Consider the following 23,729-nt stretch of genomic DNA (forward strand, 5'->3'; position numbering starts at 1 on the left):
CGGGCTCTTTGAGACTGCTGGAATGAATTTTGAGCGGCCTGGAGGCACCTGGAGGAAATCGTTTCAAAGGATGAAACCGCTCTATATCCATGGCTGGCGAAGCAGCGGGAACACGGTTAGTATTCAAACAATATTTTAAAAACAAGAAATAAAACCAGTCCGTGACGCATGCCAGGCAGCTCCCGAACTTGTAACAATGCTTTTCCGGGGGCAGCACGGCATCGTCGAGACTGCAGGCGTAGTCATGATGACAGATACCCCCGCGCACCCAGGCTTGATCTCCCTGCAAGGCATCGGCAAAAGCTATCAGCTGGCCGGGCAACACCTGGCCATTCTCAATGATGTGTGCCTGTCCATCGCCAGTGGCGACAGCTGCGGCATCCTTGGCGCCTCCGGTTCGGGCAAAAGTACCCTGCTGAATATCCTCGGCCTGCTGGACCTGCCCAATTGCGGCCAGTACCACTTCGCCGGCCACGATATTTTCAACGCCACACCGGACCAGTTGGCGGCTATCCGCAACCAGCAGATCGGCTTCGTGTTCCAGAGTTTCAACCTGCTGCCGCGCCTCAGCGCCCTGGACAACGTCGCCCTGCCCTTGAGTTATCGCGGCGTGTCGCGGCATGAGTCGGTGGAACAGGCCTTGCGCATGCTGGATCAGGTCGGCCTGTCCGAGCGCGCCCACCATCGCCCCGCCGACCTCTCCGGCGGCCAGCGCCAACGGGTCGCCATCGCGCGGGCACTGGTGGGCAACCCGTCGGTGATCCTGGCCGACGAACCCACCGGTAACCTCGACAGCACCACCGCACAGGAGATCATGGACCTGCTGCTGGCGTTGAACCGCGAACAGCAAGTCACGCTGATCATCGTCACCCACGACCCGCATATCGCCGAGCGCCTGGAGCGCAAGATCCTGGTGCGCAATGGCGTGGTGCAAGAGGCCGGGAGCCTATGAGCCTGCGGGTCGAACAAAGCCTCAGCCAACTGTTGCATGAAGCGTTCGTCAGCCTGCGCACGCTGGGTAAGCGTTCGGTCCTGGCCTTGCTGGGCATCGTCATCGGCAGTTCGTCGGTGGTGGCGCTGATCAATATCGGCCACAACGCCGCCACCGACGCGGCGATGATCTTCAAGGACATGGGCACCGACACCCTGATCGCCCAGTTCCCGCCCAAGGACGGCAGCAGTATCCCCATGCCTGCCCGCCTCGACCTGGAGGCCGTGCGCCAAACCGTGCCGGGGATTGCCCATATCGGCGCCCTCACGCTGTTCAGCGGGCCCATCGTGTTCCACGGTCGCACCACCAACGCCAACTTCGTCGGCAGCACGCCGGACATCAAGGACGCGATGCGCCTGGTGATGCAGCAGGGGCGCTTCCTGTCGAACTTCGATGCCAATGAAACCTACGGCGTGATCGGCGACCAGTTGGCCCAGGCGCTCGGTGCGCCAGGTGACCCGCTGCAACTGGGCGACCGTGTGCGCATCAACGACTATCTGTTCCTGATCATCGGCATCCTGCGCAGCCAGCCCCGGGCGATGCTGATGCCGGTGCAGGCCAACGAGTCGCTGTTCATCCCCGCCGAAGGCATGCGCCGCATCTATGCCACACCGCAGATCGGCAACGTGATCATCCGCGCCACGCCCGGCCAGGACATGGAACGCCTTGCCAAGGACGTGGCTGGCGCCCTGAGCTCGCAGCTCTCCGACCACGATGCAGACATCCAGGTGCCCCAGCAAATGATCGACGGCATGACCCGCCAAAGCCGCACCTTTGCGTATCTGCTGCTGGCCCTGGGGGCGATTTCCCTGGTGGGCGGTGGCGTCGGGGTGATGAACGTGATGCTGATGAACGTCTCGGAGCGCCGTCGCGAGATCGGCATTCGCATGGCCCTCGGCGCACGCCAGCGCGACATCCGCAACCTGTTCCTGCTCGAAGCCGTGACCCTCACCGCCGTCGGTGCCCTGTGTGGCGCCGTGCTGGGCATGACGGCGGCCTGGTTGTACGCCTGGCTGTCGGGCTGGGAATTTGCCCTGGCGGTCGCCGCCCTGCCGCTGGGGGTGGGCAGCACGTTGCTGGTGGGGTTGTTCTTCGGCATCTACCCGGCGGTCTCCGCCTCGCGGTTGCAGCCAGTGGAGGCCCTGCGCGATGAGTAAATGGCTATGGCTGCTCGCATTCGCCAGCCTGCCCGGCATGGCCGCCGACGTGGTCATCAGACCATCGGCACCCAGCACCACCCGCAGCGGCTACGAGCGCAGCGTTTCGTTGAATGCCCAGACCACCGCCATGACCCTCGGGGATGCGGTGTACCTGGGCCTGCGCAACAACCCGGCGATCCGCAGCGCGTACCTGCAACGGGTGGCACAGAAGTTCGACCTGCGCGTGGCCGAAGATGTGTTCAACCCCAAGCTCACCCTCAACAGTTACTACCGCAGCACCCGGGGCTCCGCCGACAATACGCGCAATGCCAACGTGGCGCCCGCCACCAGCCTGCTCGGCGAGTACGGCACACGCCTGAGCATGGCCTGGACCCAGCAACTGAGCAACGCCGACCGCGCCGGTCGCTACCGCAGCGACGGCCTTGACCTGGCAATCATCCAACCGCTGCTGCGCGGTGCCGGCTGGGACGCCACCACCGCGCCGCTGCGCCTGTCGCGCCTGTCGGAACAGGCCAACCGCCTGAACCTCAAGGCCACCGTCGCGCAAACCATCAGCCAGATCATTGCCACCTACCGCGAACTGCTGCGTGCCCAGGAACAACTGAGCATCGTGCAGGATGCGCTCAAGCGTTCCGGCACCTTGCTGGAAGTGAACAAGGCGCTGATCAGTGCCGGGCGCATGGCCGAATTCGAAATCGTGCAGACCGAAGCCGATATCGCCACCCAGCAACTGGGCGTGGAAGAAGCGCAAAACCAACTGGACACCAGCCGCCTGGCGCTACTGCGCCTGCTGGCCCTGGACCTGTCCACGCCGATTCGCGCCACCGAAGCCCTGGAGGCCAGGCCCATGCAGATCGATAAGCGCCAGGCCTTCAACCTGGCGCAGACCCAGCAACCCGAATACCTCGCCGCCCTGCTCGGCAGCCAGCAGGCCGACCTCAACCTGGTGATCGCCAAGGACTCGGGTCGCTGGCAAGTGGACCTGGTGGCCGGCGCCAACCAGGTGCGCGCCAACACTGACAACGATACCGGCCGTTCCAACAACCGTACCTGGGACAGCTACGCCGGGGTGCAAGTGCAGATTCCCATCGGCGATATCAGCACGCGCCAGGCCGAAGTGCGCGCGCGAGTGAATGTGGAGGACCAGGCCATCCGCATCACCGATGCACGCCAGGAACTGGAACGCAGCGTCAACGATGTGGTGCGTGACCTCGGCACCCGCTGGCGCCAGTATGAAATTTCCCAGCGCGCCGTGGAGTTGTCGCGGCGCAAGATCGAGATCGAGCGGGAAAAACTCAGCGCCGGACGCTCCACCAACTTCCAGGTGCTGAGTTTCGAGACCGACCTGCGCAACGCCGAAAACGCGCAACTGAATGCGCTGATCGCTTATTTGAACGCCCAGACCCAGCTCGACCTGACCCTGGGCATGACGCTGGAAAGTTGGGAAATCGCCCTCAATGACTACTAATCAGAAACGCCTGCTGGGTGCTGTGTTGATCGTCCTGCTGGGCAGTGCGGGCCTGGCCTTGCGCAGCCCGGCGTCCGATCCGGGCGGTGCCAGCGAACAGTGGCTGGCCGTCAAGCCCGAAGCGCTGGAGCACCGGATCGGCCTGGTAGGCAAGATCGAGCCTGATACCACGATCACCCTCACCGCGCCCTTCGATGGCAACGTGCAAGCCAACCTGGTGGAGCAAGGTCAGCGCGTCGAGGCCGGCCAGGTGCTGTTGCGCATGGACCCGGCCACCCTGGAGGTGCAATTGCGCGAAGCGCTTTCCGCCCAGCTCAAGGCCCGGCGCACCGTGCAAGAGATGCAGGACTGGGACAGCAGCCCCGCCGTCAGCCGCGCCCGCCGCAGCTTGCGCACCGCCGAAATGACCGCCGGCAACACCCAGCGCAAACTCACCGAAAGCGAAAACCTGTTCAAGCGCGGCATCATCCCGCGCAATGAACTGGACGACCTCAGGCAACAGACCCAGCAGCAGCAACTGGATCTCGCGTCCGCCCGCAGCGAACTGCAGCAGGCCATCGACCAGGGCAAGGGCGAGTACCGCCAGATCGCCGACATGGAGCTGACCAACGCCACGGTGAAATACGACGCCCTGCACAAGCTGCTCGACGGCCAGGAGGTCAAGGCGCCGTTCTCCGGCATCGTGGTGCCGCCACCGGGCAACACCTCATCCCAGGGCGGCGGCAACAACAATGCCCCGGTGCAGGCCGGCAGCAAGGTCAGCCAGGGCCAGGTGCTGTTTGGACTGGCGAACATTGAACGACTGAAAATCACCGCCAAGGTTTCGGAGCTGGACATCAACCAGTTGCATCAGGGCCAGGCGGTGGAAGTGCTGGGCGACGGGTTTGATGGCGAGCGGCTGACCGGCTCGGTAAGCGTGGTCAGCGGCTTGGCAATTGCCAACGACAGCCAGGGCAGCGCGCAGTTTCCGGTGACCCTGACGATCCCCAGACTCACGCCGCAGCAGTTGCAACGGGTGCGCCTGGGGATGAGTGCGCGGCTGACCATCGTGACCTACAACAATGCCCAGGCGATGGTGATTCCCAGCCAGGCAATCCAGGCGGACAACACGGTGGAGTATCGGGAGACGATGGATAAGCCGGTGGAGCGGGTGAAGGTGACCACGGGGCAATCAACCGCGCAGGGCGTCGAAGTCTTCGGCCTGAAACCCGGCCTTGTGAAGACCTCAAGATAAATGGAAAACCCTATGTGGGAGGGGCATCAGCTTTGCGGCCAGTGCCTTGGCTTGCAGCGCTACATCAGTCACCGCCGTGCTTTCCCACCACATCCCACGCAACGGCGGGCCCATGGCGAACAAGCGCTGGCTGACCTGCCCCTGTGCGTCCACCACTGCCCCCGACGCATCCGCCGCAATCCCCAACGCGAGCGGCCCTGGCTGGATCAGCCCACGCTTGAGCAACTGCCGAGGCAGCGGCCGCGCCACGCGGCGCCAGTCGTATTCAATACCGCTGGAGTTGATCAGCGCTGCGCCCGAGACCTGGGTGATGCCTTGCTCGCCGCGATAACGCAAACGAATCGTCACCCCTTCACCCGAAGGTTCCAACCCCTTGAACGACGCCGCCCGGATCCGCAACCGCCCCTCTTCGTGCAAGCGCGCCACCAACTGCGCGCTCAACGGCGGCGAGCGGTGGTGATGGCTCTCCCACCAGGGCCGTACATGCCTCACGAACTGGCGCTTCTCGCGCTCGCTGGCCTGGCTCCACAGGCGCGCGATATGCACGCGCACGGTGTCCAGCGGCGCCTGCCAGTCGATGCCCTGCTCCCGTGCAAGCGCGCATTGCCGGCGCACCTCGCGCAGCAACTGCCGAGGGCTGCGCAGGCGGTGGTCCTCCCCAAGGAAATCCCCCCAGGCCGGCGGTTGCCGCCGCACATGGGGCAGCAGGCCGTGACGCGAGAACACCTCGATCGGCCCGCGATGCCCGGCCTGTTCCAGGGACACCACGGCGTCGACCATGGTCAGCCCGGAACCGATGATCAGCACCGGCGCCTGCGGGTCGATCCGGCGCATCGCGCTCACGTCCCACGGGTCCACCGCCGCCGCGTTCAGCCCGCTGGATTCAGTCTGCGGTGTACGCGCCGCCGGGAACATGCCGGTAGCCAGTACCGCAAACGCGCCACGCAGTTGCTGGCCGTTATCGAGGGTCAGCAGGGTTGAGCCTTCATCCACTTGCAGGTCGACTACCTCACTACGCACATGCTCCACGCTGGATGCGGACTGCGCCTTCGCCTCGGCCAAACGTTGCTGGGCATACAAGCCGAATATCCCGCGTGGCGGGAACAGTTCGCTGATCGGCACGTGTTGCTGGTCGGACTCAGGCCAGCCGCCGGCACCGATGTAGTCGGTGAGCCATTGGGTCAGGTCGTCAGGGTTGTCCGGGTCGACACTCATGCGCGCCGCGTTGCCGTTCAGGGTGTGGCCCAGTTCGACGGCGCTGTAGGCCTCGCCCCGGCCCAGCTCGGCACGCGGTTCGATCACCAGCACCCGGCGCGCGCCCGGCCGGCGCAGCAGTTGCACGGCCAGCATCGTGCCGCTCAGGCCGCCGCCGATGATCAGGACATCAGCGTTGCGGATGGATTCATTCATGCGAAGTCGCCCTTACTGTTTGCCCAGGTAAATGTCATGCAAGTCGCCCCGCGCCAACAGCTCAGCGGCGCTGCCACTCAAGGCCACGCGCCCAGTATCCAATACGTAGCCGTGGGACGCATAGTTCAGCGCGACGTTGATGTTCTGCTCGGCGATCAGGAAGCTCACCTGCTGCTCACGGTTGAGCTGCGCGATGATCGCGAAAATCTCCTGCACGATCATAGGCGCCAACCCCATGGACGGCTCGTCGAGCAGTACCAAAGTAGGACGGGTCATCAACGCCCGGCCGATGGCGACCATCTGCTGCTCGCCGCCGGAGGTGAGGCCGGCGCGGGTATGGCGCTTGGTCTTGAGCCGTGGGAACCAGGCGTAGACGCGTTCCAGGTCGTGCTCCAGGTCCCGGCGACTCAGGCGTCGCACAAAGCCGCCGCTGCGCAGGTTGTCTTCCACGCTCAGTTGGCCGAACACATGGCGGCCTTCCAACACGTGCACCATGCCCTGGCGCACGCGCTGGCTGGGGTCGATGCCGGCCAGGTCGGCACCGGCGTATTCGATCACGCCGCGGCTGACCTCGGCCCGCTCGGCACGTACCAGCCCGGAGATGGCCTTGAGCGTGGTGCTCTTGCCGGCGCCATTGGCACCGAGCAAGGCCACAATGGCCCCCTTGGGCACGCTCAGCGACACTCCGGCCACCGCGAGGATTGCGCCGTCGTAGATCACTTCGATATCGTTGACCGTCAGCAGCGACGACTGCGCGGCATCGGTGGCGGGCTGGCACATGATTTATTCGTCCCCGGTACAGGTGCGTGGCGTCAGGCCTTTTTCCTTGGCGAACGCTGCCGACTTTTCATCGATCAACGGGCGCAACAACCCACGGTCGGCGGCGATCCACTCACTGATCAGCGTCCAGTTGGCGCCGTCCCACTGCTGCACCCGCGCCGAGCCGCCGCCTTCGTGATCGCGGCACGACAGCTTGAGGTTCTGCATCAGGCCCAGGTAGCCCATGTCCTTCAAGCGCGCATCGTCGATGTTCAGGTGTTCCAGGCCCCAGCGGCCTTCTTCGCCATTGAGCGGGCGCTTGCCGAACTTGGCCTGGCCGGTGCGGATCGCCTCCACCGCCACGGCGGCGTTCACCAGGCCGGAATTGTAGTAGACGCTGCCGAAGTTCTTCAGGTCCTTGAGGTCACTGTGGCCCTTGTCGAGGATGTATTGCTTGAGGCGTTTGTGGATCTCGAAATCAGCCCCGGCCGGGTATGGCGTAAGGGCCAGGTAGCCTTTGGCGGCGGCGCCTGCGGGCAATACGTCTTCACTGGAACTGGCCCAGATGTCGCCGATGATGTGGTCCACCGGAAAGCCGAAGCGCGCGGCGGTCTTCACCGCCACCGGCGTGGACACGCCCCAGGTGCGCAGGAACACCCAGTCCGGGTTGGCCTGGCGCACCTGGCGCCATTGCGCAGACTGCTCGTTGCCGGGGTCGGCCACCGGGATCTGGATGTTTTCGAAACCGTATTTTTCCGCCAGCAACTTGAGCGGGCCGAGGGTTTCGCGACCGTAGGCCGAGTCGTGGTAGACCGTGGCGATCTTCTTGCCCTTGAGCTTGTCGAAACCGCCTTCACGCTGTGCGATGTAGTTCACCAGCGTCGACGCTTCGCTGTAGAACGTCAGCATCACCGGGAAGTTATACGGGAACACCGTGCCGTCGGTGGCTTCGGTGCGGCCGTAGCCGAGGGTGATCAGCGGGATCTTGTCCACCTCGGCCCGCTCGCTCAGCGCATACGCCGCCGGCGCGCCATTGGGCTGGTACACCGCGACCGGCGCGCCATCCAGGCCATGCTTGAAGCGCTCGTAGCACTCGATGCCCTTCTCTGCCGTCCACTCGGTCTCGCATTCCTGCCACACCAGCTTGACGCCGTTGATGCCACCTTCGACCTCGTTGATGTAACGCAGGTAATCGATCATCCCGGCCCACACCTGCACGCCGCTGGACGCACAGGCGCCCACACGATAGGTCGCCAGGGGAATGAATTGCTGGTCCGGCGAGGCCATTGCCTGGGGGACTGCACCGGCCAAGGTTGCCAGCGCAAAGGCAGCGCCGACCAGGGAACGTTTCAAGGATGCACGCATAGGGATTCTCTTAAGGGAATGTCAGAAACGCAGCGGCCACTGCCGCACGCGGTCACGCAGGTTGTGCAACAGGCGAATCAAGCCCTCGGGTTCCTTGATCAGGAACACGATGATCAACACGCCAAAGATGATTTTCTGCAGGTTCTGCAACTGCCCCGCATCCACCGAGCCGCCGAACAACGCCTGCCCGGCATGGCTGAGGAAGATCGGCAGCAAACTGATGAACGCCGCCCCGACAAAGTTGCCGGCGATGCTGCCCATGCCGCCGATAATGATGATGAACAGGATCTGGAAGGAGCGATTGATATCAAAGCTACTGGCGCTGGCGGTGCCCAGGTAGGCGAAGGCCCACAGCGCACCGGCTATGCCCAGGTAGAACGAACTGACCGCGAACGCCAGGCGCTTGTAGCGCACCACCGGAATGCCGACCACGGCGGCGGCGGTGTCCATGTCGCGGATCGCCATCCAGTTGCGGCCGACCTGGCTGCGCACCAGGTTGATCGCGGTCCAGGTCAGCAGCAGTACCGTGACCAGGGTCAGCAGGTAGCGGCCCAGCGGTGTGTTGAGGTCATGGCCGAACAGCGCCAGCCTGGGCGCGGAAATGGTCCCGGACGAACCGTAGTTGTAGAACCAGGGAAACTTGACGAACAGCCACTCCAGGAAAAACTGCGCAGCCAGGGTGGTGACCATCAGGTAGAAGCCCTTGATCCGCGAGCTGGGCAGGCCGAACAGCAGGCCGACCAACGCACTGATGACCCCGCCGCCGAGCAGCGCCACCGGCAACCCCAGCTCCGGCAGGCGCAGCAGAAAACCGTAGGTGGCAAACGCACCGACGGCCATGAAGCCGGCCGCGCCCACCGAGGTCTGCCCGGTATAGCCGGTGAGCAGGTTCAGGCCCAGCCCGGCCAATGACAGCACCAGAAACGGGATCAGGATCGCGTTCAGCCAATAGTCATTGCCCCACAGCGGCACCCCGATAAAGGCCAGCGCCAGCAGGCCGATCAAGGCCCAGGGCATGCGCCGCTGAATCAGCAGCAACGGCGCGGTGTGTTGTGCAAGAGGGATCGACATGCTTTCAGACTCGCTCGATGGCGCGCTCGCCGAACAGGCCGGCGGGGCGGATATACAGGAAGGCCAGGGCCAGAACATAGGCGAACCATGGCGTGATACCGCCGCCGATCAACGGGCCGATGTACACCTCGGCAAGGTTCTCCGCCGCGCCGACAATCAGCCCGCCGACAATCGCCCCGCCAATCGAGGTAAAGCCGCCGATGATCAACACCGGCAAGGCCTTGAGCACCACCAGCGACAAAGAGAACTGCACCCCCTGGCGCGCGCCCCACAGCAGCCCGGCCACCAGCCCGACGATGCCGGCCACCGCCCAGACGATCTGCCAGATGCGGTTGAGGTTGATGCCGATGGACAGCGCCGCGGTGGTGTCATCCGCCACCGCGCGCAGCGACACGCCGATGCGGGTCTTGTTGAACAGCAGCGCCAGCACCGTCACCAGCACCACCGCAGCGGCGGCGGCGATCAGGTCGAACTGGCTGAGCATCAGCGGGCCGACGAACAGCGGCACATCGTCGATACCTAAATCCAGCGCCCGCACCTGGGAGCCCATCAACCCCTGGGCCAGGCCTTCGATAATGAACGACAGGCCCAGCGTGGCCATGAACAAGGTGATCTGCGAACGGTTCACCAATGGCCGCAGCACCAGGCGCTCGATCAGCAAGGCGCCGACACTCATCACAATCACCGTGAGCAGCAACGCCAGGGCAAACGGCACGCCCTGGTCATGCAGGCTGACGAACGTCAGTGCAGCAAACAGCAGCATCGCGCCCTGGGCAAAATTGAACACGCCACTGGCCTTGTAGATCAGCACGAAGCCGATGGCGACCAACGAATACATGGTGCCGGCGAGCAGGCCGCCGAGCAGGGTTTCAAAGAAAAACGTCATCAGTGCACCACTCCCAGGTAAGCCGCGATCACCTCGGGGTTGGCCTGCACTTGCGCCGGCGTGCCGTCGCCGACCTTGCGCCCGTAGTCGAGCACCACCACATGGTCGGACAGGCCCATGACCACGCCCATGTCGTGTTCGATCAACACCACGGTGGTGCCGAGGTCGCGGTTGACGTCGGCAACGAAGCGCGCCATTTCCTGTTTTTCCTCGGCGTTCATGCCGGCCATGGGCTCGTCCAGCAGCAACAAGCTCGGCCCTGCGATCAACGCCCGGCCCAGTTCCACGCGTTTTTGCAGGCCGTAGGACAGGTTGCCCACCAGCACATCGCGGTGGGCTTGCAGTTCCAGGAATTCGAGAATGCCTTGGGCGCGCAACCGGAACGCTTCGGCTTCCCGGCGTGCGCGAGGCAAGCCCAGGGCCTGTTCGATAAAGCTGCTGCGCATATGCCGCGACAGGCCGGTGAGGATGTTGTCGAGCACGCTCATTTTCTTGAACAGCGCGTTGTTCTGGAACGTGCGCCCAATGCCGCGGCGCGCGGCGCCCAACGGATCGATACGGTGGAAGTGCTGGTCTTCGAACACAATCTCGCCGGCATCGAAGCGATACACGCCATTGAGCACATTGAGCAGCGAACTCTTGCCGGCACCATTCGGCCCGATCAACGCGCAGATCTCGCCGCGCAACACCTCGAAGGACAAGGCATTGATCGCCTTGACCCCCTTGAACGACAGCGAGATATCCCGCACCTGCAAAATGGCCTGGCTCATGCGATGTCCCGTTTGAATTCCGCCAGCCACACCGGTGAAGGGGCGGCTTTGACGGGTTGCCAGATGTACGCCAGGCGCTGGAAACCCAGGAGCCGGCGCACGCGGTTTTTCAGCAGGCGCCGCAGGCCGCTTTGCGGGTGGGCGATGGCCCAGTCGCATAAGCGTCGGCGCCAGGTGCCGTGGGGCGCCAGGCGGCTTTCGATCTCGTCGGCCAGGTGCTGCAAGCGTGCGGGCGACAACAGCAGGCCGGTGGGTGCGACTTCGCTGCGGTCGCGCCGCGCCGAGGCCAGGCTTTCAGGGAAGGCCAGACCGTGACCGCTGTTCAGCCATTGCTCCAGCACCACCGCCAGACCGCCCTGCCAGTGGGTGCCCTCTTCGCTCCACAACAGGGTTTCACCCGTGGGCTGCCACCAGCGTGCCAAGTGTTGCGTCGGCGCCAACGGGCCGAGCAACTGCGCAAAATCCAACAAGTTGGCCGACTGCCAGTGCCGCGCAGTCTGGCGGCACTGCACATAGGAATGGGTCGGGCGAATGCGCCACAGGTGGTGTTGCAGCGCCTCGGGCTCCAGGTCATCGGCCAGGGTCAGCACCTGCGCGCCGATGGATTGCGCCGCCAGGGCCAGCAACAGCAGGTTCGGCTCGAACGCCCCGCTGAGGGCCAGCCGCGATTGCTCGCTGACCCCCTGCTGGCGCAAGCCATCGGCCAGGCGCTCCACATCGCGCAAGGCGTCGATCCAGCGCCATGCGTACCACTGCCCCTGGCGCTTGTGGCGCAGGGCGGTGTGCAGCGGCGTGATCTGCGCCCAGTGGCGCAGTTGTTCCAGAGCCTTGGGCAGGTGGCCGAGCCATTCGGCGGGCCACTCCACGGCCAGTGGGCGTTTGAGTTCGTGCACGCTCATAGGGGTAGTGCTCCTATTGGTGTGTGTGCGTGCGGTGGTCCGCTGGCTGGATTATTTGGATCAACACCGATCTACTGTGGGAGGGGGCTTGCCCCCGATGGCGGTGTGTCAGTCACAAGTGCTTTGACTGGACTGCCGCTATCGGGGGCAAGCCCCCTCCCACATTGGTTATGTGCGCGTCAGATAAATTGCGGTAGCCGGCACCAGGGTGGTTGGAGGCCAACCTTGCGCCGTCGCCAAACAACTTCTCGCGCAACGTGCCCTGGGCATACTCGGTCTTGTACACCCCGCGCTTCTGCAACTCCGGCACCAGCAGGTCCACGGCGTCGATGAAGGTCTCGTGGGTCAGGGCGTAGGCCAGGTTGAAGCCGTCCACATCGGTCTCTTCGACCCATTCCTGCAACAGGTCCGCGACGGTTTCCGGGCCGCCGACGAACAGCGGGCCAAAGCCGCCGATACCGACCCAGTCGGCCAGCTCATTCGGGGTCCAGACCTTGTTCGGATCGGCCGTAGAGAACGCCTCTACCGCCGATTGAATGGCGTTGGTATGCACGTGCCTGAGTGGCTCATCCGGTTTGAATTGGCTGAAGTCGATGCCGGTCCAGCCGGAAATCAGCGCCATGGCGCCTTCATAGCTGACATAGGATTTGTACTCCTCGAACTTGGCTTTGGCCTTGGCATCGGTTTCGCCGACGATCACCGTCTGCAAGTTGAAGATCAGGATTTTCTTCGGATCGCGCCCGGCTTCGGCCGCACGTCGGCGGATGTCGGCCACGGTCTTTTTCAGCAGCACCTTGGACGGCGCGGCAACGAAGACGCACTCGGCCTGTTCGGCGGCGAACTGCTTGCCACGGCTCGACGCGCCCGCCTGGTAGAGCACTGGCGTGCGCTGCGGCGACGGTTCGCAGAGGTGAATGCCGGGCACCTGGAAGTGTTTGCCGACGTGGCGGATCTCGTGGATCTTGCTCGGGTCGCTGAAAATCCGCCGTTCGCGGTCACGCAACACGGCGCCCTCCTCCCAACTGCCTTCCCAGAGTTTGTAGCAGACCTCCAGGTATTCCTCGGCGTAGTCGTAGCGCGCATCGTGCTCGGTCTGGGCCTTCTGGCCGAGATTCTTGGCGCCACTTTCCAGGTAGGAGGTGACGATGTTCCAGCCGATGCGGCCCTTGGTCAGGTGGTCCAGGGTCGAGAGACGGCGGGCGAACGGGTAGGGATGTTCGAACGACAACGAAGCGGTCAGGCCGAAGCCCAGGTGTTCGGTGACCAAGGCCATCGGTGCGATCAGCGACAGCGGGTCGTTGACCGGCACTTGGGTGGCCTGGCGAATCGCCGCGTCGCCGTTGCCGTTGTACACGTCATAGATGCCCAGCACGTCGGCGATAAACAGGCCGTCGAACTTGCCGCGTTCAAGGATCCTGGCGAGGTCGGTCCAATATTCCAGGTCCTTGTACTGCCACGAACGGTCACGCGGATGCGCCCACAGGCCCGGCGACTGGTGGCCGACACAATTCATGTCGAAGGCGTTCAAGCGGATTTCACGGGACATCAAAGCACTCCGTTGAGGTGGTAGTTGCCGACGATCTGGTACTTCGTACGCAGCGGGTCATCAAGGCTCGACGGCAGTGCGGTGCGTTGGCCGGTGAGTTCGAACTCGGCGTTGCTCGCGGCGATCAGCGCCTCTGCGGCGGCGATTTGCGCTTCGGTCAACGCCACCGGGCCTGGATGGGTTTCGGCGCGTTCAAACAAGGCCGCGGCCACATCGACGCGAATCTGCAAGTCGCCGAAGCGGCTGATCACGTAGGGGTCAGTGCTGTTTTCAACGTGACGGCGGGTGCTGTCCAGCAGTTGGCGCGCAAGGGTCAGTGCAGTCATGGGTGAGGTTCCTCAATTCCAGGCGTGGCGCGCAGGTTTTACGCCGTTGAGCACATAATTGCCGATCAGGTGGTATTTCCAGCGCGCCGGGTCGTGCAGAGTGTGGGTGCGTGCATTGCGCCAGAAGCGGTCGAGGTTGTGCTTGCCGGTGACCGAGCGGGTGCCGGCCAGTTCGAACAGTTTGCTGCTGGCGAGCAAGGCGGTTTCGGCAGAAAGGACTTTGGCTTGGGCGACCACCAGTGAGGCGTGGGCGACGCTGTCTTCGCCGGGCTCGGCGAGGGCGCGGTCCACGGCTTCCCCCGCTTTGGCGAGGATGGCTTCGGTGCCGTGCACGCGCCATTCCAGGTCGCCGATGGCGGCGATGGTGAACGGGTCCTGCCAGCCGTGATCCTGTTGGCTGTCGATCCAGGGCCGCGCCTGGCGTGCGTAGATTTTCGCCTGCTCCAACGCGCCAACGGCAATACCGGTATCGACCGCCGCCTGAATGATCTGCGAGATCGGGCCGTTGGCGGTGGGCTGGTCGAAGGCCAGGTGGGCCGGGATTACCGCGCTCAAGGGCACGCTGACGCCATCGAGGGTCACGCCGCCGCTGGCGGTGGTGCGCTGGCCGAAGCCGTCCCAGTTGTCGATCACGTTCAGGCCGGGCGCGTCGCGTTCGACAAAGGCAATAAAGGCCTGGCCGTCTTCATTGTTGCCGACGGTGGGCACCAGATGGGCGAACAGCGCGCCGGTGCAGTAGAACTTCTCGCCGTTGATTTGCGCGGTGTCGCCATGGAAGCGAATCTGCGTGTCGAAGGTGCCGGCGTTCTTGCTCTTGGCTTCGGAGAAGGCGTTGCCGAAGCGATAGCCCTGGAGGACTTTGCCGAAGTAGTACCGTTTTTGTGCCTCGGTCGCGGTTTGCAGCAGGATGTCCACCACGCCCAGGTGGTTCTGCGGAATCTGCCCCAGGGACGGATCGGCGGCGGAGATCAGCTTGATTACCTCGGCCACGGTCACATAGGACACGCCTGCGCCGCCGTACGCTTTGGGAATGGTGATGCCCCACAGGCCGCTCGCGGAGAACTCGTCAAGCTCGGCCACCGGCAGGCGCCGCTCACGGTCGCGCGCGCTGGCCTCGACGGCAAAGCGTTTGGCCAGGCGCGTGGCGACCTCGATGGCTTCCGCGTCCGAGCGGATGATATGGGCAGGGTGTTGAGGGTGGGCTGACATGGGCCGACTCCAGGCTCCGAGGGGATTACCTGGGTGATTGCAGGAGTCGTGCCTGAATCTAATCGCCAATAAAATCAGCGAGTTGCTGGCATTTCAGCGCAGCCGAGCGCGTTTTCAAACCAGCAAAGTGTCCATCCACTGTTGCCGGAAGAACAGTTAGATCACCACGTTGCGCACAAAGCGCACCGCCATGTCGCCGTCATTGCGATAACCATGCACGTTCCGGCTGGCGAACATATAAAACTCACCGGCGGCGACGCGCTTTTCTTCATCGCCCACCAGCAGCGTGAGGCAGCCTTGGAATACGAACAACTGCACGCTCCAGCCATCCGGGTCGGGGTCAGGGTTGTAGCGATCGCCCGGCTCCAGTTGCATTTCCCACAACTCGACCTCGCGCCGCGCCGTGGCCTTGGCCAGCAACACCGCCTTGCTGCCGGGAATGTCACCGGCCCAGGCCAGTTCGTTGATGCGGCTGTGGTCGGGGGCATCCGGCGCCTGGATCAGGTCACTGAACGCCACGTCCAACGCTTCGGCCACGCGGTCGAGGGTGGACAAGCTGACGTTCTTTTCGCCCGCCTCGATGGCCACCAGCATGCGCCGGCTGACGCCGGATTTTTCCGAGAGCGCAGTCTGGCTCAGGTCGGCGGCATGCCGCAGGCGACGGACGTTCTGGCTGACGTGCTGCAGGACCGAAGCCCGGTGGGGATTTTCTTTGTGCACTATATTGCTCAATGGGTGGGTGTGCGCAGTATACTGCCCAGCGTGCGGCGCATTGTGCGGTCCGTGCCTTTCCCTTGCAAGACCGAGCCGCCATGACCACCCCGACCGCCTCCCCTCGTTTCAACCGTTTCAGCAAAGCCGAATGCATCCTGGTGGTGATCACCATGATCTGGGGCGGCACGTTTTTGCTGGTACAGCACGCAATGACGGTCAGCGGGCCGATGTTTTTTGTCGGTTTGCGCTTTGCCGCCGCGGCGATTGTGGTGGGGTGCTTTTCCTTGCGCACGTTGCGCGACCTGACGCTGTTCGAATTGAAAGCCGGGGTGTTTATCGGTGTGGCGATCATGTTTGGCTACGGGCTGCAAACCATTGGCTTGCAGACCATCTTGAGCAGTCAATCGGCGTTTATCACGGCGTTATATGTGCCGTTCGTACCGCTGTTGCAATGGCTGGTGCTCGGCCGTCGCCCGGGGTTGATGCCGAGCATCGGTATTATGCTGGCGTTTACCGGCTTGATGCTGCTGACCGGGCCGGCGGGGGCTTCGCTGAATTTCAGTCCCGGTGAAATCGCCACGTTGATCGGTGCGGTGGCAATCGCGGCGGAGATCATCCTGATCAGCGCCTTTGCCGGGCAGGTGGACGTGCGTCGGGTGACCGTGGTGCAACTGGCCACGGCGTCGTTGCTGTCGTTCCTGATGGTGGTGCCAATGGGCGAGGCGTTGCCGGGGTTTTCGTGGTTGCTGCTGTTCAGCGCGGTGGGCCTGGGCTTGACCAGTGCGGTGATCCAGGTGGCGATGAATTGGGCGCAGCAAAGTGTTTCGCCGACCCGCGCCACGTTGATTTATGCCGGTGAGCCGGTGTGGGCCGGCGTGGTCGGTCGGATTGCCGGGGAACGCTTCCCGCCGATCGCGATGGTGGGGGCGGCGTTGATTGTGTTGGCGGTGATTGTCAGCGAGATGAAGACCAAGGGGCAGAAGGCCCTGGAATTGCGCGATGAGAGGGAACAGGAACAGCAGGGATAAGGTCCGAGTACTTGCAGTGGCTGTCAGATCGCCATCGCGGGCAAGCCCGGCTCCCACAGGGGGGGCGGTGTCGCTTGCCCGAATCGGGTTACCTGAAACAATGCCAAATGGGCGATTTCGGCTTAGCTTGTAGGATCCTGCCACATCTTGCCGTTTGGTGATCGTTAAAGCGGCACGTATGATGCATCCCAAACTCCCGCAGATTAGAAGCCTATGTCCCTGATAGTTCTACTGCTTCTGCCGTTCATTGGCAGCTGTCTGGCGGCCTTGCTGCCGCACAATGCACGTAACACCGAATCCCTGCTGGCCGGCCTGGTGGCCCTGGTCGGCACTATTCAAGTCGCCCTGCTCTACCCCCAGATCGCCCACGGTGGCGTGATCCGCGAAGAATTCATGTGGTTGCCCAGCCTCGGGCTGAACTTCGTGCTGCGCATGGATGGGTTTGCCTGGCTGTTCTCGATGCTGGTGCTGGGCATCGGCACGCTGGTGTCGCTGTATGCGCGCTATTACATGTCGCCGGACGATCCGGTGCCGCGCTTCTTCGCGTTTTTCCTGGCCTTCATGGGGGCCATGCTCGGGCTGGTGATCTCCGGCAACCTGATCCAGGTCGTGTTCTTCTGGGAACTGACCAGCCTGTTCTCGTTCCTGCTGATCGGCTACTGGCACCACCGCGCCGATGCGCGCCGTGGGGCGTACATGGCGCTGATGGTCACCGGCGCCGGCGGCCTGTGCCTGCTGGCGGGCGTAATGTTGCTGGGGCATATCGTCGGCAGCTATGACCTGGACCAGGTACTGGTGGCGGGCGAGCAGATCCGCGCGCATTCGCTGTACCCGGTCATGCTGGCCCTGGTGCTGATCGGCGCCTTGAGCAAAAGCGCGCAGTTCCCCTTCCACTTCTGGCTGCCCCACGCGATGGCGGCCCCTACGCCGGTGTCGGCGTACCTGCATTCGGCAACGATGGTGAAGGCCGGCGTGTTCCTGCTGGCCCGCCTGTGGCCGTCGCTGTCCGGCAGCGAAGAATGGTTCTGGATCGTCGGCGGTGCCGGCGCCCTTACCCTCCTCCTCGGCGCTTACTGCGCCATGTTCCAGAATGATCTCAAGGGCCTGCTGGCCTACTCCACCATCAGCCACCTCGGGCTGATCACCTTGCTGCTGGGCCTCAACAGCCCGCTGGCGGCCGTCGCAGCCGTATTCCACATCCTCAACCACGCCACGTTCAAGGCTTCGCTGTTCATGGCCGCGGGCATCATCGACCATGAAAGTGGCACGCGGGACATCCGCAAGCTCAGCGGGCTGGTGCGGTTGATCCCGTTTACCGCGACCCTGGCGATGGTGGCCAGTGCGTCCATGGCCGGCGTGCCGTTGCTCAATGGTTTCCTGTCCAAAGAGATGTTCTTCGCCGAAACCGTGTTCATCACCTCGACGGCCTGGGTGGAGTTCGCCCTGCCGTTGATCGCGACCATCGCCGGTACCTTCAGCGTGGCCTACGCCCTGCGCTTCACCGTCGACGTGTTCTTCGGCCCGACCGCGACCAACCTGCCGCACACTCCCCACGAACCGCCACGCTGGATGCGCGCACCGGTCGAGTTGCTGGTGTTCACCTGCCTGCTGGTGGGGATCTTCCCGGCCCAGGTGGTCGGATCAATCCTCGCCGCCGCCGCGCTGCCGGTAGTGGGTGGCGTGCTGCCGGAATACAGCCTGGCGATCTGGCACGGCTGGAACGCACCAATGATCATGAGCCTGGTGGCCATGTCCGGCGGCGTGGTGCTGTACCTGCTGCTGCGCAAGCAACTCAAGCGTGGCCGCTTCAAGTACCCGCCGGTGATCAGCTACTTCAACGGCAAGCGCGGCTTCGAGCGCAGCCTGGTGGTGATGATGCGCGGCGTGCGCAGGATCGAGAAACGCATCAGCACCAAGCGCCTGCAGACCCAATTGTTCCTGCTGGTGCTGGTGGCGGTGATCGGCGGCATGATCCCGATGCTCAACAGTGGCCTCAGTTGGGGCGACCGCCCGAAGATCCCGGGCTCCATCGTGTTCGTCACCCTGTGGCTGCTGGCGATAGCCTGTGCCCTCGGCGCCGCCTGGCAAGCCAAGTACCACCGGCTGGCGGCCCTGACCATGGTCAGCGTGTGCGGCCTGATGACCTGCGTGACCTTCGTGTGGTTCTCGGCGCCGGACCTGGCGCTGACCCAGTTGGTGGTCGAAGTGGTGACCACCGTGCTGATCCTGCTCGGCCTGCGCTGGCTGCCACGGCGGATCGAAGAGGTGTCGCCACTGCCCAGCTCGCTGCGCAAGGCGCGCATCCGTCGCCTGCGTGACTTCCTGTTGTCGACCGTGGTGGGCGGTGGCATGGCGTTGCTGTCCTACGCGATGCTGACGCGCCAGACGCCCAACGATATTTCTTCGTTCTACCTCAGCCGCGCCCTGCCCGAAGGCGGCGGCAGCAATGTGGTGAACGTGATGCTGGTGGACTTCCGCGGCTTCGACACCCTGGGCGAAATCACCGTACTCGGCGCCGTGGCGCTGACGGTGTACGCCCTGCTGCGGCGCTTCCGCCCGTCAAAAGAGAGCATGGAGTTGCCGCCGCAACAGCGCCAGTTGGCGCCAGACGTGGCCACCGACCTGGTCAACCCGCGCCAGGCCAGCGACACCGCACTGGGCTTCATGATGGTGCCGGCGGTGCTGGTGCGCCTGCTGCTGCCGATTGCGCTGGTGGTGTCGTTCTACCTGTTCATGCGCGGCCACAACCAACCGGGTGGCGGGTTTGTCGCCGGGCTGGTGATGTCGGTGGCGTTCATCCTGCAATACATGGTCGCCGGTACGCAGTGGGTCGAGGCGCAGATGAGCCTGCGGCCGATGCGCTGGATGGGCTTCGGGCTGCTGTCGGCAACCCTGACCGGGCTCGGCGCGCTGATTGCCGGCTACCCGTTCCTCACCACTCACACCTGGCATTTCAGCCTGCCGCTGCTCGGCGATATCCATATCGCCAGCGCGCTGTTCTTCGACGTCGGCGTGTACGCCATGGTCGTCGGATCGACGCTGCTGATGCTCACCGCCCTCGGTCACCAGTCCGTGCGGGCCCATAAACCGAGCAACCAGGCCAAAGTGGTTGCCGCAACGGAAGGAGCCGCCTGATGGAAGAAGTCATCGCAATTGCCATTGGAGTCCTGGCGGCTTCCGGCGTCTGGTTGATCCTGCGGCCACGGACCTTCCAGGTGGTGATGGGCCTGTGCCTGCTTTCGTACGGGGTCAACCTGTTCATTTTCAGCATGGGCAGCCTGTTTATCGGCAAGGAGCCGATCATCAAGGACGGCGTGCCGCAGGACCTGCTCAACTACACCGATCCGCTGCCCCAGGCCCTGGTGCTTACGGCCATCGTGATCAGCTTCGCCATGACCGCGTTGTTCCTGGTGGTGCTGCTCGCCTCCCGGGGCCTGACCGGCACCGACCATGTGGACGGCCGGGAGCCCAAGGAATGAATTGGGTGAATCAACTGATCGTCGCACCGATCCTGCTGCCGTTGCTGACCGCCGCGCTGATGCTGATGCTTGGCGAAAAGCGCCGCCCGCTCAAGGCGAAAATCAATCTGTTCTCCAGCGTCATCGGCCTGGGCATCGCCATCCTGCTGCTGTACTGGACGCAAAAAGGCGGCCCAGGCTCGATTGGGGTTTACCTGCCGGGCAACTGGCAGGTGCCATTCGGCATTGTGCTGGTGGTGGACCAACTCTCGGCGCTGATGCTGGTACTCACCGGGATCATCGGCGTGAGTGCGCTGCTGTTCGCCATGGCCCGTTGGGATCGTGCGGGCACCAGCTTCCACGCACTGTTCCAGATCCAGATGATGGGGTTGTACGGCGCCTTCCTCACGGCGGACCTGTTCAACCTGTTCGTGTTCTTCGAAGTGCTGCTGGCGGCCTCCTATGGCCTGATGCTGCATGGCTCCGGGCGTGCGCGGGTGTCTTCGGGGTTGCATTACATTGCGATCAACCTGTTGGCGTCTTCGCTGTTCCTGATTGGCGCGGCGATGATCTACGGTGTCACCGGCACGCTGAACTTCGCTGACCTGGCGCTGAAAATCCCGCTGGTGCCGGAGGCCGATCGCGGCCTGTTGCATGCCGGTGCGGCGATCCTGGCGACGGCGTTCCTGGCCAAGGCCGGCATGTGGCCGCTGAACTTCTGGCTGGCGCCCGCCTACTCCTCGGCCAGTGCGCCGGTGGCGGCGATGTTTGCGATCATGACCAAGGTCGGCGTGTACACCGTGCTGCGCCTGTGGACGCTGCTGTTCTCCGGCCAGGCCGGTGCTTCGGCGCTGTTTGGCGGGGATTGGCTGGTGTATGGCGGCATGGCGACCATCATTTGCGCGGCGCTGGCGATGGTGGCGGCGCAGCGCCTGGAGCGCATGGCCAGCTTGAGCATCCTGGTGTCGGCGGGGATCTTGCTGTCCGCCGTCGGTTTCGCCCAACCAAGCCTGACGGCGGGCGCGCTGTTCTATCTGGTCAGTTCCACCTTGGCCTTGAGCGCGCTGTTCCTGCTGGCTGAATTGATCGAACGGTCACGCTCGGCCAACGACCTGCCGCTGGACGAAGAGATCGATGCGTTGCCCAAGGCCATGGAATCCCTGCACCCGCGCCCTGGCGTCAACCTCGATGACGAGCAGCAAGCCGTGGTCGGCCAGGTGATTCCCTGGACCATGGCGTTCCTGGGCTTGAGCTTTATCGCCTGCGCCCTGCTGATCATCGGTATGCCGCCGCTCTCCGGGTTTATCGGCAAGCTCAGTCTGTTGAGTGCGCTGGTCAATCCGCTGGGCCTGGGTGTGAGTATTGACGAACCGATCCGGCCAGCCGCCTGGGGCTTGGTGGCGTTGTTGATTCTCTCCGGCCTGGCCTCGTTGATTGCCTTCGCACGCTTGGGCATCCAGCGCTTCTGGACCCCGGAAGAACGCCCTTCGCCGCTACTGCGTCGCTATGAATGCGTGCCGATTTTCTTCCTGCTGGGCTTGAGCATCCTGCTGACCTTCAAGGCGGAACCACTGCTGCGCTACACCCAGGCCACTGCCGTGAGCCTGAACAACCCCGAGCACTATGTGATGGCGGTGATGGCCACGCGTCCGGTGCCGAGCCCCGAAGCCCAGGCCGCCGCCCTGGAGGTGCAACCATGAAGCGATTGTTCCCTGCTCCGTGGCTGTCCCTGGCGCTGTGGGTGCTGTGGCTGGTGCTGAACCTGTCGGTCAGCCCGGGCAACCTGCTGCTGGGTGCACTGCTGGGCTTTCTTGCGCCGCTGCTGATGGCACCGTTGCGACCACTGCCGATCCGCATCCGTCGCCCCGGCGTGATCATCCACCTGTTTTTCCTGGTGGGCCGTGACGTGATCGTCTCCAACCTGCAAGTGGCCTGGGGCGTGCTGACCTGCGGCTCCCGCCCACCGCGTTCGCGCTTCATCAGGATTCCCCTGGACCTGCGCGACCCCAACGGCCTCGCCGCGCTGTCGATGATCACCACCGTGGTGCCCGGCACCATCTGGTCGGAACTGGCGCTGGACCGCAGCATCCTGCTCTTGCACGTATTCGACCTGGACGACGAGGCGCCTTTCATCGAGCACTTCAAGACCACCTACGAACGGCCCCTGATGGAGATCTTCGAATGAGCGCGCTGCTCTCCAATGCGATCCTGTTCAGCCTGTTCCTGTTCTCCCTGGCCATGGTGCTGACGCTTATCCGCCTGTTCAAAGGCCCGTCAGCCCAGGACCGGGTACTGGCGCTGGACTACCTGTACATCCTGGCGATGTTGATGATGCTGGTGCTGGGTATCCGGTATGCCAGTGACACCTACTTTGAAGCGGCGCTGCTGATCGCGCTGTTCGGCTTCGTCGGCTCGTTTGCCCTGGCGAAATTCCTGCTGCGTGGGGAGGTGATTGAATGATGCCGTTATGGATGGAAATCGTCGTGGCCGTGCTGCTGGTGCTCAGCAGTGTATTTGCATTGATTGGCGCGATCGGGTTGCTGCGCATGAAGGACTTCTTCCAGCGCATGCACCCGCCCGCACTCGCATCGACGCTGGGAGCGTGGTGTGTGGCGTTGGCGTCGATTATCTATTTTTCGGTGCTCAAGTCCGGGCCGGTGTTGCACGGGTGGTTGATTCCGATTCTGCTGTCGATCACCGTGCCGGTGACCACGTTGCTGTTGGCGCGCACGGCGTTGTTCCGCAAGCGCATGGCTGGGGATGATGTACCTGCCGAAGTCAGCAGCCGCCGTTGATCCCTATAGAAAACACGGTCAGAACTGTGGGAGGGGGCTTGCCCCCGATAGCGGTGGGTCAGCTACAGATATACTGGCTGACACACTGCCATCGGGGGCAAGCCCCCTCCCACATTTTGAACTGTGTCAGGCGAAAGATCGGATTCTGGTCGCCAGTTCAGCCAATTCGGCATCATCCGCCCGCACATGGTCATGGGACGAGATATAGCCTTCATACGCCTCGAAGAACTTGTCCACCTTCGAACTCAGCGGCTTGAAGGTACTGTCGCCGCCGGTTCCATGCATGGGAAACAGCTTCGCATGCAGGTGATCCACGCCATACCCTTCCAAGATCATCCCGGTGCGCGCCACATCGGGAAACGCACGGTCGATCTGAAGCGCGGTTTTCTTCGCTGCAACGGCAAGCCCGGCCAACACCTCATCCGACTGCGCAAACGCATAGCTGCCGTAGTGCTGCTTGGGGATTACCACGCTGAAACCCGGTGTATTGGGAAAGATCGAAAGAAACGCCATATGCTGGTCGTCTTCCCACAGAATATGCGCTGGGGAGGTCTTTTGAACAATGCTGCAGAAGATACAATCCATTTGAATCACCGCTGGTTTGATCGTGGGTTTGGTCGTGTCGACCATCTAAAGCCAG

23 protein-coding genes are annotated in these 23,729 nt (G+C 63.7%); 11 read left to right on the forward strand and 12 right to left on the reverse strand.

Features of this window, described 5'->3' with window-relative positions:
- Positions 1-244 precede the first annotated feature (244 nt).
- From BFN10_RS25055 to BFN10_RS25070, 4 genes are read left to right on the forward strand one after another with little or no spacing between them, the layout of a single operon-like run.
- Positions 245-952, forward strand: coding sequence for an ABC transporter ATP-binding protein (locus BFN10_RS25055; protein ID WP_071491946.1), 708 nt, complete (start codon positions 245-247; stop codon positions 950-952).
- On the forward strand, positions 949-2,148 hold the full coding sequence (locus BFN10_RS25060) for an ABC transporter permease (RefSeq protein ID WP_071491947.1): 1,200 nt from the start codon (positions 949-951) through the stop codon (positions 2,146-2,148). The genes BFN10_RS25055 and BFN10_RS25060 overlap by 4 nt, the downstream gene beginning before the upstream one ends.
- Positions 2,141-3,619, forward strand: coding sequence for a TolC family protein (locus BFN10_RS25065; RefSeq protein WP_071491948.1), 1,479 nt, complete (start codon positions 2,141-2,143; stop codon positions 3,617-3,619). The genes BFN10_RS25060 and BFN10_RS25065 overlap by 8 nt, the downstream gene beginning before the upstream one ends.
- Entirely contained in the window at positions 3,609-4,853 is a 1,245-nt protein-coding gene (locus tag BFN10_RS25070) for an efflux RND transporter periplasmic adaptor subunit (RefSeq protein WP_071491949.1), read from the forward strand. The genes BFN10_RS25065 and BFN10_RS25070 overlap by 11 nt, the downstream gene beginning before the upstream one ends.
- Here BFN10_RS25070 and BFN10_RS25075 read toward each other — a convergent pair.
- From BFN10_RS25075 to BFN10_RS25125, 11 genes are all read right to left on the reverse strand, one after another.
- A complete protein-coding gene (locus BFN10_RS25075) occupies positions 4,845-6,263 on the reverse strand; it encodes an FAD/NAD(P)-binding protein (protein ID WP_071491950.1) in 1,419 nt (472 codons plus the stop codon). The genes BFN10_RS25070 and BFN10_RS25075 overlap by 9 nt on opposite strands.
- 12 nt (positions 6,264-6,275) lie before the next feature.
- Positions 6,276-7,043 carry an ABC transporter ATP-binding protein gene (locus BFN10_RS25080; RefSeq protein WP_071491951.1) on the reverse strand — a complete coding sequence of 256 codons (768 nt, stop codon included), beginning with the start codon at positions 7,041-7,043 and terminating at the stop codon, positions 6,276-6,278.
- Positions 7,044-7,046: 3 nt separating this feature from the next.
- On the reverse strand, positions 7,047-8,387 hold the full coding sequence (locus tag BFN10_RS25085; protein ID WP_071491952.1) for an ABC transporter substrate-binding protein: 1,341 nt from the start codon (positions 8,385-8,387) through the stop codon (positions 7,047-7,049).
- Positions 8,388-8,408: 21 nt separating this feature from the next.
- Positions 8,409-9,458 (reverse strand): branched-chain amino acid ABC transporter permease, encoded by a 1,050-nt coding sequence (locus tag BFN10_RS25090; protein ID WP_071491953.1) that lies wholly within the window; start codon positions 9,456-9,458, stop codon positions 8,409-8,411.
- Positions 9,459-9,462: 4 nt separating this feature from the next.
- Positions 9,463-10,344: a branched-chain amino acid ABC transporter permease gene (locus BFN10_RS25095; RefSeq protein WP_058423839.1), complete on the reverse strand. Its 882-nt coding sequence runs from the start codon at positions 10,342-10,344 to the stop codon at positions 9,463-9,465.
- Positions 10,344-11,114 (reverse strand): ABC transporter ATP-binding protein, encoded by a 771-nt coding sequence (locus BFN10_RS25100; RefSeq protein ID WP_071491954.1) that lies wholly within the window; start codon positions 11,112-11,114, stop codon positions 10,344-10,346. The genes BFN10_RS25095 and BFN10_RS25100 overlap by 1 nt, the downstream gene beginning before the upstream one ends.
- Positions 11,111-12,013, reverse strand: coding sequence for an AMP-binding protein (locus tag BFN10_RS25105; protein WP_071491955.1), 903 nt, complete (start codon positions 12,011-12,013; stop codon positions 11,111-11,113). The genes BFN10_RS25100 and BFN10_RS25105 overlap by 4 nt, the downstream gene beginning before the upstream one ends.
- Before the next feature lie 112 nt (positions 12,014-12,125).
- Positions 12,126-13,559, reverse strand: a complete 1,434-nt coding sequence (locus BFN10_RS25110; protein WP_071491956.1) for an LLM class flavin-dependent oxidoreductase — start codon at positions 13,557-13,559, stop codon at positions 12,126-12,128.
- Positions 13,559-13,885, reverse strand: a complete 327-nt coding sequence (locus tag BFN10_RS25115) for an acyl-CoA dehydrogenase (RefSeq protein ID WP_071491957.1) — start codon at positions 13,883-13,885, stop codon at positions 13,559-13,561. The genes BFN10_RS25110 and BFN10_RS25115 overlap by 1 nt, the downstream gene beginning before the upstream one ends.
- A gap of 12 nt (positions 13,886-13,897) precedes the next feature.
- Positions 13,898-15,094, reverse strand: coding sequence for an SfnB family sulfur acquisition oxidoreductase (locus tag BFN10_RS25120; RefSeq protein WP_071491958.1), 1,197 nt, complete (start codon positions 15,092-15,094; stop codon positions 13,898-13,900).
- Between the two features lie 156 nt (positions 15,095-15,250).
- Positions 15,251-15,814, reverse strand: a complete 564-nt coding sequence (locus BFN10_RS25125) for a helix-turn-helix domain-containing protein (protein ID WP_071491959.1) — start codon at positions 15,812-15,814, stop codon at positions 15,251-15,253.
- 92 nt (positions 15,815-15,906) lie between these two features.
- Between BFN10_RS25125 and BFN10_RS25130 the strand changes: the two genes are divergently transcribed.
- From BFN10_RS25130 to BFN10_RS25160, 7 genes are all read left to right on the forward strand, one after another.
- Entirely contained in the window at positions 15,907-16,836 is a 930-nt protein-coding gene (locus BFN10_RS25130; protein ID WP_071491960.1) for a DMT family transporter, read from the forward strand.
- 213 nt (positions 16,837-17,049) lie between these two features.
- The gene (locus BFN10_RS25135) at positions 17,050-19,971 is read left to right on the forward strand and encodes a monovalent cation/H+ antiporter subunit A (protein WP_071491961.1); all 2,922 of its coding nucleotides are present in this window, start codon (positions 17,050-17,052) and stop codon (positions 19,969-19,971) included.
- Positions 19,971-20,315, forward strand: coding sequence for a Na+/H+ antiporter subunit C (locus BFN10_RS25140; protein WP_003192163.1), 345 nt, complete (start codon positions 19,971-19,973; stop codon positions 20,313-20,315). The genes BFN10_RS25135 and BFN10_RS25140 overlap by 1 nt, the downstream gene beginning before the upstream one ends.
- Positions 20,312-21,994, forward strand: a complete 1,683-nt coding sequence (locus tag BFN10_RS25145) for a monovalent cation/H+ antiporter subunit D (protein ID WP_071491962.1) — start codon at positions 20,312-20,314, stop codon at positions 21,992-21,994. The genes BFN10_RS25140 and BFN10_RS25145 overlap by 4 nt, the downstream gene beginning before the upstream one ends.
- Positions 21,991-22,479 (forward strand): Na+/H+ antiporter subunit E, encoded by a 489-nt coding sequence (locus tag BFN10_RS25150; protein WP_071491963.1) that lies wholly within the window; start codon positions 21,991-21,993, stop codon positions 22,477-22,479. Before BFN10_RS25145 ends, BFN10_RS25150 begins: the two co-directional genes overlap by 4 nt.
- A complete protein-coding gene (locus BFN10_RS25155; RefSeq protein ID WP_005789171.1) occupies positions 22,476-22,754 on the forward strand; it encodes a K+/H+ antiporter subunit F in 279 nt (92 codons plus the stop codon). The genes BFN10_RS25150 and BFN10_RS25155 overlap by 4 nt, the downstream gene beginning before the upstream one ends.
- A complete protein-coding gene (locus BFN10_RS25160; protein ID WP_028616866.1) occupies positions 22,751-23,089 on the forward strand; it encodes a Na+/H+ antiporter subunit G in 339 nt (112 codons plus the stop codon). The genes BFN10_RS25155 and BFN10_RS25160 overlap by 4 nt, the downstream gene beginning before the upstream one ends.
- Before the next feature lie 126 nt (positions 23,090-23,215).
- On the opposite strand, the gene BFN10_RS25165 is transcribed toward BFN10_RS25160, so the two are convergent.
- Positions 23,216-23,674, reverse strand: coding sequence for an HIT family protein (locus BFN10_RS25165; RefSeq protein WP_071492044.1), 459 nt, complete (start codon positions 23,672-23,674; stop codon positions 23,216-23,218).
- Positions 23,675-23,729 lie beyond the last annotated feature (55 nt).

The sequence above is a fragment of the Pseudomonas extremorientalis genome, from assembly GCF_001870465.1.
GTDB lineage: Bacteria > Pseudomonadota > Gammaproteobacteria > Pseudomonadales > Pseudomonadaceae > Aquipseudomonas > Aquipseudomonas extremorientalis.